Genomic DNA, 12,348 nt, shown 5'->3' on the forward strand with positions numbered 1-12,348 from the left:
CACAAAAATTTGGACTTGACCCTCCACATACCCCACTAGGCATTTTCCCTTCTTTTTCAGTATAATTTTTTTATCTCCTTCCTTTAAAGGATGTCTTTTTAATATCTTTACTTTTTTGAAATCTGTTCAGTAGTTTTTATTCACCAATCCTCAGGTATCCGTAGTAGAAGTACCTCGCCTTCCCATGAAGCCTCAAAAGGAACCATTTCTTCTATCATTATGATTTTTTCTACACCACGTTTATTTAACTCTTCCAAAGCTGCTTCCATTGTTTTCTTCACAATTTCTATGGTTGTTGCTGGATTAAACCAAAAAACTGTGCTTGAAATATGCTTATCTCCTGCATAGACAACTGCTCCAACTGCATCTGGAACAGGTGCTGTGTATGGGAAGTGACTTAAAAAAGATAAGCACGCTTTTATTTCTTCTTTCCCGGTAATTATACTGCTTGGACCGGTTAATATTTGTTCTTCTATTAAGAAATCAGACATAGGCTCAAATATTGGAGCAGCAATTATCCATGAATCTAGTTGGAAATGATCAAGATTTTCTTTCTTAAAAAATTCTTCTGCCCGCTCAACATTGCCAAGTGTTAATTTAAAGGGAATGTTATTCTTCTTTAAGAAAAACAGTGTTGTTTTTAAACCGCGCAAATACTTTGCGTATTCATCTACTTTTATATTTTTTCCAATTACAGCAAATTCCTGTGGACTCTCTAATATTTCTTCTAGTTCATCCCAGTATTTCTGCATTTCTGCTTGTATGTCTGGGCGCTTAAAATACTCTTTAAATGTGTAGAAAGGTACAGCTATTTCATTAAAAGTAATGAATTAAAGGACTCTTTAAGCTTTTTTGCACTTTCCCATATTACTGGATCTGGCCACCAGCATATTAACCTATCCGAATTTAGCACCTCTTTTTCTAAATTTTCCTGCTGCTTCGCTGTAAAGAACTTTTCTCCGTATTTTTCACTTAAGCAGGCTGCTATTCTTAAATTCCCTTCTTCCCATAAGTTTACAACGGAAGGCAGCAGTTTTTTTTGTTCTTTTCTCGAATATATGTGCCATGTTAAATCCGCAAGATCTTTTGCTGCTTCTTCTTCATCGGCTGTTGTCTCTTCTTTATCAGTGATTGCCTTCAGGGGATTCCATTCTCCTGAATCGCTCTGTTCAGCAACTAATACAACATCAATTTCGGTATCATTTATGTAAGGAAAAACCAGGTCAAAACTGCGCTGCTTCCCGCCCTTGGATTGAGAATAGTTGATTATAATCTTGTCTTTTCTGTTCACAATTTTTCTCATTATTAGCTCCCTGCCTCTTTTGACTCTTTTTAATTCCATTTTAAATTTTTTTGTGTACAGTATCAACCGTTTTAAGGTACATTAAGCGATAACTTTCATTTATCAAATTTTTCAATCAAAAAAACATTGCTGTTGTTCTTTGCAAAATTTATCACATCATCTGTAAAACCGCTTTTCGAAAATAATATATAATACTTATTTTGATAATTAAACAAAGCACTTTTTTCTATTAAACCCTTTAGAACACCCATGTCTACCTTCCTGTTCTGCCATTTACATTCGCCAAACATTATGTTATTTTTATCAAGTGCCACTATGTCAATTTCTTCTTCACGTTTTTTATAAGGATTGTTTCCCCACCACTTCCCTATCTTTTCAAAAATGAAAGGTAATTTCTTGTTTTTGTTTAAAATCTTAAGATAGTCTATGCATATTTCCTCATAAACTTCACCAATAAATTCATTCATGAAGGGTTTAATCTTGTTTTCCAGAACTTCATCAATCAACCCCTGCTCAATTAAAGCTTTGTTAGTGAAGACAAATCTATACCAGAACCTGAAAAAATTATCTTTAATTTTATAAATACTTTTTCTGCTTTTATCTTTCAATTCAACAGGAGTAATTTTTTCAAGAATTTTTAAGTCTATTAGCGTAGAAATATACTTCGAGCATTTATCAGTATCAACTCCTACTTTTGTAGATATTTCGTTTAATTTACTGCTTCCACTTGCTATTGCCTCTATTATTGAGTTATATAATGAAGGTTCTCTTACCTCCTGTCTTAATAGTAATTTAGGCTCTTCGTAAAGATAAGATGCTTTATCCAGTATCTTTGTTTTAATATTTTCGTATACGTCCTTTGTACTGTCAAAGTTATTTAAATATTGAGGAATCCCTCCTAAAACTCCATAGGCTATGACTTGGTTTTCAAAATCATAGTTAGGGAAAAACTTTCTGCTTTCAAAAAAATTGAAAGGTTCCACTATTAACTGAGCAGTTCTTCTCCCATATAAAGGGCTTTTATAACTTAAAATCTCTTTTTCAATAAAACTTACAGAAGAACCACAGATAATCAAAAAAAGTTTAGTGTCTTTTAAATGATGATCTATTAAATTTTGTAAAAGTGATGGAATACTTTTGTTTGAATTGACTATATATGGGAATTCATCAATTACAACAACTAATCGTTTGTCTTTCGCCTGCTGTGCTAAAAAGAGAAACGCTTTTTCCCATGATTCAAACCTACTTACTAATCCACCCAGTCCAAAATATGATAGTATCTTATCTGAAAAAGACTCAAGAGCAATTTTATCATTGTATTCTTCGGCAACAAAAAATATTGACGGTTTATCTTTGCAAAATTCGGTCAATAATGTAGTCTTTCCCACACGTCTTCTCCCATACATTACTATAAAATGAAATTTATCTTCATTATACAGCCTGTTTAATGTTTCAAGTTCATATTCTCTACCAATAAACATTAAATTCACCTCATTGATTTATAAGGTACTAACTCTAAAGTTACTAACTTTAGAGTTAGTAATATTATACCACAGTGCTGTATTTTCTTCCAGAGCCTTGCTAAAAAATGGGTTAATACAGTTTAATGAGCAAGAAAATCAGCAAAATTAAAGGCAGGTATCAAAAAAACACCTGCCTCAACTCTTGAAAAAGTCTAAACGAACAAATTCATAAATTGCCCTGCCGGCAGCAACATTGACCAGAGTAAAGAAGTATCTAGCATCCCAAATGAATTGTAAAATTTTGTATAATTATTAACCTGACGCTACGACAGTTATAATGCGTGAAAATTTTAAAGAAATTGTTTGGCCTCTAGAGATTTCAGCCATGATAGGCATTGGCAGGGCTACCACAGCAAAATTGCGAAGTTATGGAATAGACACTTTAGGAGAGCTTGCCAAGTCACCCCCATCTTTTTTAAAACACCTTTTAGGCATTAATGGGATTACTCTCTGGAAGTATGCCAATGGAATGGATGATTCAATAGTATATGATGCGGACTATAAGGCACCTGTGAAAAGTATTGGTCACGGAGTTACATGTACAGCCGATCTTGTAAATAATGAAGAAGTTAAAAATGTGTTTATGGAACTTTCTTTTAATGTATCTAAAAGACTTAAAGAAAATGGGCTTGAAGCCAACGGAGTACAAATAAGTGTCCGTGATGAAAAATTTTTTACAAAACAGTATCAAACCAAAACTCCTTATCCCATACAAAATTCTATTGAATTAGCCCAAATTGCCACTGAATTATTTATAAAAAGATATGACTGGAAAACAAATGTACGTTCACTTGCAATCAGAGCAATAGATTTAACCAAAGCAGGGACAGGCTTTCAAATGAAATTGTTTTGTGATTATATTTCTCACGACAAAAAAGAAAGACTAGATACAGCAATTCAAAAAATAAAAAATAAAAAATAAATATGGCAAAAAGAGTATTACCTTTGCTTCTCTCATGGGAAATATTAAAATGCCTGAAGAAATAACCGAAGTTATAGCTTTGCCGGCAGGTGTTCATCTTTTATAGTATTTTTGTTTTTAAAAAACAAACTACCGGCATAAAACATATACTGGTCAATCATAATGTGTCCACATCTTATAGGTCGCAGGTTCGATTCCTGTCAGGCGCACCATTTATTTTATTAGTTTTTACAACATCTTCCGCCATTGTTTAATTCATCTATAATTTCTAATAATTCTTCTCCTAAAGAACTTATAATAAAATCAGCTTCTGATAAGTCCTGATTTCCGGAATTAGGATTTTTAAAACCTATCACTTTCATCCCTGCTTTTTTAGCACCATAAACTCCATTATATGAATCCTCAATTACAACACACTCATGGGGTTTTACTTTTAATTTGTCTGCTGTATATAAAAATATATCTGGTGCTGGTTTGCTATTTTTTACATAGTCTCCAGATACAAGCACCTCAAAGCATTTATCAATTCCCAACTTTTTCACAACTAATTCTATCACATCTATAGGAGAGGAAGAAGCAACAGCTAATTTATACTCTTTCTCAAAAAGCTTTTTTACCGTCTCTGTTATACCTTCTATAGGAATTATTTCGCCTGTTTTCAAGACATGCTCTAAATACCTTTTTCTATCTACTTCTACAAGCTCTTCTACGCTTTGAGAAAGATTAAATCTTTCTTTAATTTTCCTCCACATGTAATAAGAAGAAGTCCCTACAAATGTCAAATGTTCGTCTTCACTTATCTCTACTCCTAAACTTTTGAATAATTCCTCTTCTAATTTAATGTGTATTGGCTCACTGTCAATAATTACACCGTCCATGTCAAAGATAATTGCTTTAATCACTTATATCAACCCCTTGCAAAGTTGTTAGTTATTTATCTCCAAAAGTTCTAACTCTTGTTTCATTCTTAAACTACCTCTTCACTTATTTGAAAAGTTTTCTTGGTATATATCTTCCTATAGTCTCTATCATCTTTTCATTTGGCTCAAAAAACAAAACAGTTTTTATCCCTTTATCTTCAAAAACTGCAAAATATACATCAGGAGAAGACATAGAACTTACCGCTTCAATTCGATTTTTAATAGCTTTTATGTCTTCTGTGAACTTGTCAGTATTAACCCTTGCCATGATTTCAAAATCTCTACAATCAACGCTTATAACATGTTTCCTTCTTTTTTGGTCAATTATTTTATCTACATCCAATTCACTGTTTGTAAGCGAATACTCAAACTCAATGTTTCTCGACCTTATTAAGTAATGCGCTAAATAGCCAAACAAAAACAAAAAGAAAATCAAGAAATTTCTAACTATTGGTATTAAAGGTATCACGCCAAACACAATAATTAATGCAGCTACTACAACACCAATACTAAATAGAGTATCCTTCGAAGTTTTTTGTTTTTTGACTAATTTTTCGATAAATACATCCATTCTCTTTTCACCTCTCCCTTAATTATATCAGCAATGTCAAAATTCCACAACTTTATATATTTAAAAGCGAATAAAATTAAAGTCTCCACCCTTTTAAAAGCGGAGACTTCACCTACTTTTATATTTCAATTTCAATATTATCTCCTGGCTTCAATATATCTGTATAGGAGGCACGCCTTCCATTAAGTTTCATTTCTGGCACTTTGTTATTATCCAGTTTCAAATCTATAAAATTAAATACGTCTACAAACAGATACTCTTCTTTCCCCTTTAACACTACTTCTTTCCCATTTACTGTTACAACAAAACTTGTTAAATCTTCTTTTATAACTATCTCATCCCCATTTTTTATAACATAATTTTGGTCCACTTTTGAATCATTTACAAAAATTATTTTCCCTTTTTGCTGCTTTAGTAGTTCACCAGCAGTTATTGTAGCATCTTGCCCTTTTTGACCTTTTATAATTGTTATTTCGTCTCCATCCTTTATAGGAGTTTTTAAATTTGCTAATGAATCATTTACATATATTTTGGGAGGTGTTCCTTCTTCACCTTTAACAACGATTTTTTGGCCGTTAAGATTGAAAACTAAGTCTTTGCCATTTTGTACAATTAAATTTTTAGAGTCATAGTTTATAGCAACTAAAGCATCAATTACCGTGGGATTTTTTATGTTAAAAATCTTTATTGTTTCATTGTCAATAGAAACTTTTATAAAGTCCTTTCTCTTATTTATCATTGCAGAGTAAGCTATTCCTATTGGAGTTATGCTTTCAGGGCCTTTTAACGTCTTCCCTTTGTAATCTAAAATTTCTACTGATTTTATACCTCGTACAGATACTCTATTTATAGGTAAATTCAATATAGATGCTATTTCTTCAGGCAAATTAGGAAGATTACTACTGCCACCGACTAAAAATACCGCAGAAGGGCTTTTACCATTATATTTTATAATTTCGTTGCATATCTTTTGCGCCAAAACTTTAACTTGTGGCGCTATAATTTCCATTACTTCTTCTTTTGTTATTTTGTGCTCTATATTTAACACGTCTTTAAATTTGATTTCTTTTTTTGTGCTTTTTTTTATTTTCTCAGCAGTATTAAAATCGGTGAGGAAATGGGTAGCAATTGATTCCGTAATTTCATCACCGGCATAAGGCACCATAGAATACGCTATTATGTTTCCTTCTTTTGATATAGCAATATCAGAAGTACCTGCTCCTATATCTACAAGAGCTATATTCAACATCCGAATTTCAGGTGGAATTGCCACATTTATTGCTGCTATAGGCTCTAACGTGATATATGAAACTTCCAACCCAGCTTTTTTTACTGCAGCATAGAGCCCTTCTACTACATCGTAAGGAAGAAAAGTAGCTAAAATTTCTACTGCTATTTCACGGCCTTTATGTCCTTTTAAATTGGTAATAGGAAAACTATTTAAGTAATAATTGGATACTGTATAACCGACGGTATGATATTTTGTAACCCCTGATTGAGAAACAATGGAATTTTGTGCAATCTCAAGAGCTTCCAACTCGAGATTGTCTATATCTTCTACCGTTATTTCGTGCTCTTCATCAATATTTTTTTCCGCTCTCGCAGATTGAGTTTTTAAAGACCTTCCCGCCGCCGCAATACATACTTCTGTCAATTTTATATTTAAAGAGTCTTCAAGCCTTCTCTTTATTTTTTCAACAACATTAGCAACTTTATCTATATCATGAACTTGCCCATCAAACATTGCCCTACTTTCATGTTCCATCTGTTCAACAGCAAGCACTTGGAATTTCCCATTATTTTCAATTCCAACTATCCCTACAACTACCCTTGTCCCAATGTCAAGAGCAAAAATAATATCACGGTTATCCATCATTTAACCCCCGAAATTATTACTTTATAATTTTATTATACAATTTTACATATTATTTCGGAAGGGCTTTTAATAAGTTTAATGTAGATTAACATTTTTAGTGTTATAAAAATTTTGTAATAAAATTTAAAAATAATTCCCTTGCACAAAAAGTTTATTCACAGTAAAATATCTTCAAAAAACGAATGGGGGAATACGGTTTATGCGAAAAGTTGTAATCTTTTTTTAACTTTTATTTTTATTATATCTGTTATTTTATCAGGATGCAGTGGTAAATCAGCGCAAAGTACAGCAAATTCAACAAAAGAAAAACAAGTTCTAAGGTTAAATCTCGGTGAAGAGCCACCTCGCTTAGATCCTCAAACCTCAACAGATGGAGTTTCTTTTCAAGTGCTTAATGCAGTATTGGAAGGTTTAGTAAGGCTTGGCCCCGATGAAATACCACAGAAGGGTTCAGGTTTAGCTAAAGATTGGAAAATATCTGAAGATGGTTTACATTACACTTTCTATTTAAAAGACAATATATATTGGAGCGATGGCAATCCCATAACAGCCTATGATTTTGAATATTCTTGGAAAAGGGCATTAGATCCTAAAACAGCATCGGATTATGCCTATATAATGTTTCCAATAAAAAATGCAGAAAAATATAATGCTGGTGAGGTCAGTGCTGATGAAGTAGGAGTAAAAGCATTAGACGACAAGACATTGCAAGTAGATTTAGAAGCTCCTACTCCTTATTTCTTAAGCTTAACGGCTTTTATAACATATCTGCCTTTAGAAAAATCCTTTGTAGAAAAAGTAGGAGATAAATTAGCCACAACTCCTGATACGCTTGTATACAGTGGTCCTTTTATATTAAAAGAATGGAATCATGAGCAAAATATTGTCCTGGTAAAAAATGATAAATACTGGGACAAAAACAATGTTAAATTAGATGAAATTTATATGGATATGGTTAAAGACATGAATACTATAGCCCAAAATTTTGATACAGGTCAATACGATGTAATAACTGTTACAGGTGATTATGTAGAAAAATATAAGGACAAACTTCAAATATATCCTAATGGTTTTACTTACTTTTTAGCATTTAATACAAAAAATCCGGTGTTTAAAAATGCAAATATAAGAAAAGCCTTCGGATTATCCCTCGATAGAAAGCAATTAACAGAAAATATTTTAAAAGATGGCTCTATACCTGCTTATGGATTTGTACCTTATGGCATTCCCGGGAAAAATGGTGAGTTCCGCAAAGAAGTTGGAGATTTATTCAAAGAAGATGTAGCACAGGCAAAAGAATTACTGGCTAAAGGAATGAAAGAATTAGGCATAACTACTTTGCCTAAAATAGTCCTGTTAGCTGATGATACAGATGTAGCTAAAAGAGAATCTCAAGCAATTCAAGAGTTTTGGAGAAAAAATCTAGGTGTAAATGTAGAACTGCAAAATGTTCCATTTAAGATAAGATTGCAAATGTACTCACAAGGACAATTCGATGTAATATTGACAAGATGGGGAGCCGATTACAACGATCCAATGACTTTTATGGACCTGTGGGTCACTGAAACGAGTGGCGAGCCAAATCGGGTTTTTTACTCAAATCCTGAATATGATAGGTTAATTGCAGAAGCAAAAAGTACTAATAATAATGAAATAAGAATGGAAAACATGAAAAAAGCTGAAGAAATTCTGATGGAAGATATGCCAATTTCTCCACTGTTTTTCTCAGCTACTGCTTATGTACAGCAGGATTACGTAAAAGGAATTGTAAGGCATGCAGTTGGCGTGGATAATGATTGGAAATGGACATATATAGAAAAATAAGGTTTAAAATTGGGAGGCTTATATTGCCTCCCATTAATTAACTAGCTGTATTTGCATGGACTTTCTTGCTAGTGCTGTTAGACCATCTGCCGCACTTATCTCCCCATCTTGAAATTACCTCATCTCCTTGTATGAACTCTACGACTTCGCATCGATTTGGGCAAGCAGTACACTCAAAACCTACCGCTCTATATTTAAAGTCACTTACTTCAAAGCCTTTAAAGGAAGTATATCCTTTTTCTTTTACTGCTTCTTTTGCCAATATTGCTGCCCCGATGGCTCCCATTACTCCGTAATGTTCAGGCACATATACTTTCATCCCTAATGCCTTTTCAAATGCTGCTTTTATTCCCTTATTAGCAGCAACACCGCCTTGAAACACTATTGGCTCTTTTATTTCTTTACCCTTCCCTACATTATTTAGATAATTTCTAACAAGGGCATCACACAAGCCACTTATTATGTCAGCAAGAGCATATCCCATCTGCTGCTTATGAATCATGTCAGATTCCGCAAAAACACTACATCTACCCGCAATTCTGACGGGACTTTTAGATTGCAAAGCTATGTCTCCAAACTGTTCGATGGGAATATTTAGCCGGTATGCTTGCTGGTCAAGAAAAGAACCGGTACCTGCTGCACAGACTGTATTCATTGCAAAATCTACTACTACCCCATCTCTTAAAATTATGATCTTTGAGTCCTGTCCTCCTATTTCAATTACCGTTCTGACATCCTTTATTACATTGGAAGCTGCCACAGCATGAGCAGTAATTTCATTTTTGACAATGTCTGCCCCTACCATTAAGCCAGTCAATTGCCTCGCACTCCCTGTGGTACCTACTCCTTTAATAACCATATCTCCTATTTTATTTTTTATCTCACGAAGAGCATTTTGAACTGCTTTAATAGGTTGGCCCTGTGTCCTTATGTAAACAGAAGCTATTACTCTATTATTCTCATCAATTACTGCAATATTAGTACTAACAGAACCTACGTCTATCCCCATGTAACCTTTCATATCTAACCTCCTAAAATCGTTCATTTATTTTACATTTTTGCCTTCAAAATCATTTTTTATACTCTTTCAATTAACGAATAAATTGCATTAATAAGCAAAAACTACATTCAGAATAAAAGTGGGGGCGAGAAATTATGAAAAAGAATCTGCACATTATTATTTTGGCGCTTTCTATCTTTATAAATATGCTTTTTACTTACATTTTTATCTCAGAAGTAAAACCAAATCTAAATCTCAACCTTTCTTTTGTCTTGACAGCAGCAGTAATTGTTGTGACCTACCTACTATTTAAAAATAAATTTTCGGAGCTTATGCCTGTAAACTACAACAATATCACTGAAGCAAAGGAAGATACCAGTCATCGAAAAACCAATATCACTTTTAAGGATGTGGCAGGATTAGATGAAGTAATCGATGAATTAAAAGTTATAATCGACTTTATGACAAATACAGAAAAGTACAACAAAATGGGAGCAAAAGTCCCCAAGGGTATATTATTTTACGGGCCACCAGGTACAGGAAAAACTCTTTTGGCTACGGCATTAGCTGGTGAAACCAATTCTACTTTTATAAGTGCTTCCGGTTCAGAATTTGTAGAGAAATATGTAGGTGTAGGTGCAAGTCGCATAAGAGCTCTTTTCGCAAAAGCAAAAAAAAGCGCTCCCAGTATTATTTTTATAGATGAGATAGATGCTGTGGGAACAAAGAGAAACACCGATAACAACTCAGAAAAAGATCAAACTTTAAACCAACTATTGGTAGAAATGGATGGTTTTAATAGCAACGAAGGGATTATAGTCATAGGAGCAACTAATAGAATTGACATGCTAGACGAAGCCTTACTAAGACCTGGAAGATTTGATAGAACTATACACATTGGAGCACCTAATATGAAAGCAAGGTTGGAAATATTAAAGGTACATACTCGCAATAAACCCCTTGACGAAACTGTATCTTTAAGTGAATTAGCGCGAAAAACTCACGGTATGACAGGAGCACATCTGGCTACTATGTGCAACGAAGCAGCAATACTGGCTGTAATGAAAAACAAAAGTAAAATTGGAAAGGAAGAGTTTGAAGAAGCATTAGAACGCGTAATCGCAGGCCTTAAAAAGAAAAATCCTTCTGTAGTAGAAAAAGAACGAACTATTGCTGCGTACCACGAAGCAGGTCACGCTCTTATTGGAAAAATTTTAAACGTAAATACTATAGAAAAAATTTCAATCGTTCCTCGAGGTGAAGCATTAGGATATGTATTAAACTTTCCAAAAGAAGATGCCTTTTTATTGACAAAAACAGAGTTGAAAAATAAAATAACCATGCTTTTAGGGGGTAGAGCTTCTGAGGAAATAATATTCAATGAAATTTCAACAGGAGCCGAAAATGACTTAAAAGAAGCTACAAAAATTGCTTATCAGATGGTTTGCAATTATGGAATGAGTGAATTGGGAAACAGGGTTATTGACCTTCATATGTTAAAATCTACAGAAATTGTCGATAAAGAAATTGACAAAATTATAAATAGCTGTTATACGCTTGCAAAAAAAATATTGCTGGAAAATAAAAATAAAGTTATTGCAATAGCCGAAAAGCTTTTAGAAAAGGAGTCAATTACAAAAGAAGAATTACAAACATTATGGGAAGAAGAAAATACTTTATGCGTATGACAAAAAAGCCTATTTAAAAACAGGCTTTTTTGTCATTTTTAGTATTCCATATACTATAGCAAGTATAATTATAAAAGTAAAAAAAGTATTTCTGAAAATAAAAAACACTGCATCTTGAAAAAATTCTAAAGGAAACATTTGTATAAGTCTATCTGTTTCAACGTTTAACTGCCATAAATCATTGTCAAAAAATACAAGGTGAAAACCAGTAAACCAATTATCAAAATTCAAAGTCACCGCAAATGCAAAAACCAACAGTAGAATTATTATAAATATTGTACCTTTTAAAAGATAATCGAAGGCTTTATAAAAGGATTTTGCAAAAAGAAAGTATGTAAAAATGAGTATAAAAACTATTATTGATATATTTCTTGTTAAAAAACCCTTTTGAAACAAATCTTTTACATCTTTCATATGAGCTAATTCTCTATCATTAAACATTCTCTGCATACTGCCATTAATTTTTGCACTTACATCTAAAGTCTCTTCTTTATCCATTAAATATCTCTGCATTATCTTGGTTATTTTCATAAGTTCATCAATATTCATGCCAGTTACTGACATTACATTATTTTTTTCATATTCCTCTTTATAAAAATTACCGTTAAAAGCCACATATTGCAAACTAGTAAGAAAAACAGCCAAAAACAGTGAAACCACCATGCCACTAATAAGAAAGGTATCAATAATTTTCCTCACCATTTTAAATAACATCCTTTGC

Annotated in this window: 11 protein-coding genes; 3 read left to right on the forward strand and 8 right to left on the reverse strand. The window is 32.9% G+C overall.

Annotation, left to right across the window (positions count from 1 at the left end; translation table 11 throughout):
* Nucleotides 1-140: 140 nt before the first annotated feature.
* The 3 genes from THEWI_RS15005 to THEWI_RS09885 form a co-directional block, all read right to left on the reverse strand.
* Nucleotides 141-752, reverse strand: a complete 612-nt coding sequence (locus THEWI_RS15005; RefSeq protein WP_244262211.1) for a hypothetical protein — start codon at nucleotides 750-752, stop codon at nucleotides 141-143.
* A 56-nt stretch (nucleotides 753-808) separates the two neighbouring features.
* Nucleotides 809-1,303, reverse strand: a complete 495-nt coding sequence (locus tag THEWI_RS15010; protein ID WP_244262212.1) for a hypothetical protein — start codon at nucleotides 1,301-1,303, stop codon at nucleotides 809-811.
* Between the two features lie 95 nt (nucleotides 1,304-1,398).
* Nucleotides 1,399-2,784: an AAA family ATPase gene (locus tag THEWI_RS09885; protein ID WP_014063304.1), complete on the reverse strand. Its 1,386-nt coding sequence runs from the start codon at nucleotides 2,782-2,784 to the stop codon at nucleotides 1,399-1,401.
* Nucleotides 2,785-3,103: 319 nt separating this feature from the next.
* Between THEWI_RS09885 and THEWI_RS09890 the strand changes: the two genes are divergently transcribed.
* A complete protein-coding gene (locus THEWI_RS09890; protein WP_083820907.1) occupies nucleotides 3,104-3,748 on the forward strand; it encodes a DinB/UmuC family translesion DNA polymerase in 645 nt (214 codons plus the stop codon).
* A 221-nt stretch (nucleotides 3,749-3,969) separates the two neighbouring features.
* Here THEWI_RS09890 and THEWI_RS09895 read toward each other — a convergent pair whose 3' ends face one another.
* From THEWI_RS09895 to THEWI_RS09905, 3 genes are all read right to left on the reverse strand, one after another.
* Nucleotides 3,970-4,650, reverse strand: coding sequence for an HAD family hydrolase (locus THEWI_RS09895; protein ID WP_014063305.1), 681 nt, complete (start codon nucleotides 4,648-4,650; stop codon nucleotides 3,970-3,972).
* An 82-nt stretch (nucleotides 4,651-4,732) separates the two neighbouring features.
* Nucleotides 4,733-5,239, reverse strand: coding sequence for a hypothetical protein (locus THEWI_RS09900; RefSeq protein ID WP_014063306.1), 507 nt, complete (start codon nucleotides 5,237-5,239; stop codon nucleotides 4,733-4,735).
* A gap of 118 nt (nucleotides 5,240-5,357) precedes the next feature.
* Complete coding sequence (locus tag THEWI_RS09905; RefSeq protein ID WP_014063307.1) at nucleotides 5,358-7,112, reverse strand: cell division protein FtsA; 1,755 nt, start codon at nucleotides 7,110-7,112, stop codon at nucleotides 5,358-5,360.
* 168 nt (nucleotides 7,113-7,280) lie between these two features.
* Here THEWI_RS09905 and THEWI_RS09910 point away from each other — a divergent pair, with 168 nt between their 5' ends.
* Nucleotides 7,281-8,939, forward strand: coding sequence for a peptide ABC transporter substrate-binding protein (locus tag THEWI_RS09910; RefSeq protein ID WP_156786951.1), 1,659 nt, complete (start codon nucleotides 7,281-7,283; stop codon nucleotides 8,937-8,939).
* Between the two features lie 37 nt (nucleotides 8,940-8,976).
* Here THEWI_RS09910 and THEWI_RS09915 read toward each other — a convergent pair whose 3' ends face one another.
* Nucleotides 8,977-9,960 carry an acyl-CoA dehydratase activase gene (locus THEWI_RS09915; protein WP_014063309.1) on the reverse strand — a complete coding sequence of 328 codons (984 nt, stop codon included), beginning with the start codon at nucleotides 9,958-9,960 and terminating at the stop codon, nucleotides 8,977-8,979.
* A 134-nt stretch (nucleotides 9,961-10,094) separates the two neighbouring features.
* On the opposite strand from THEWI_RS09915, the gene THEWI_RS09920 reads away from it, so the two are divergent.
* A complete protein-coding gene (locus THEWI_RS09920) occupies nucleotides 10,095-11,627 on the forward strand; it encodes an ATP-dependent metallopeptidase FtsH/Yme1/Tma family protein (protein ID WP_014063310.1) in 1,533 nt (510 codons plus the stop codon).
* 9 nt (nucleotides 11,628-11,636) lie between these two features.
* On the opposite strand, the gene THEWI_RS09925 is transcribed toward THEWI_RS09920, so the two are convergent.
* A complete protein-coding gene (locus THEWI_RS09925; protein WP_014063311.1) occupies nucleotides 11,637-12,341 on the reverse strand; it encodes a TIGR01906 family membrane protein in 705 nt (234 codons plus the stop codon).
* Nucleotides 12,342-12,348: the final 7 nt, after the last annotated feature.

This window comes from Thermoanaerobacter wiegelii Rt8.B1 (assembly GCF_000147695.2).
GTDB classification, from domain to species: domain Bacteria; phylum Bacillota; class Thermoanaerobacteria; order Thermoanaerobacterales; family Thermoanaerobacteraceae; genus Thermoanaerobacter; species Thermoanaerobacter ethanolicus.

Coding starts and splice junctions, on each gene's coding strand:
- THEWI_RS09900 (WP_014063306.1), bottom strand. CDS start 5,239: ATGGATGTATTTATCGAAAAATTAGTCAAAAAACAAAAAACTTCGAAG.
- THEWI_RS09925 (WP_014063311.1), bottom strand. CDS start 12,341: ATGTTATTTAAAATGGTGAGGAAAATTATTGATACCTTTCTTATTAGT.
- THEWI_RS15005 (WP_244262211.1), bottom strand. CDS start 752: ATGCAGAAATACTGGGATGAACTAGAAGAAATATTAGAGAGTCCACAG.
- THEWI_RS09920 (WP_014063310.1), top strand. CDS start 10,095: ATGAAAAAGAATCTGCACATTATTATTTTGGCGCTTTCTATCTTTATA.
- THEWI_RS09915 (WP_014063309.1), bottom strand. CDS start 9,960: ATGAAAGGTTACATGGGGATAGACGTAGGTTCTGTTAGTACTAATATT.
- THEWI_RS09890 (WP_083820907.1), top strand. CDS start 3,104: ATGCGTGAAAATTTTAAAGAAATTGTTTGGCCTCTAGAGATTTCAGCC.
- THEWI_RS09905 (WP_014063307.1), bottom strand. CDS start 7,112: ATGGATAACCGTGATATTATTTTTGCTCTTGACATTGGGACAAGGGTA.
- THEWI_RS15010 (WP_244262212.1), bottom strand. CDS start 1,303: ATGAGAAAAATTGTGAACAGAAAAGACAAGATTATAATCAACTATTCT.
- THEWI_RS09885 (WP_014063304.1), bottom strand. CDS start 2,784: ATGTTTATTGGTAGAGAATATGAACTTGAAACATTAAACAGGCTGTAT.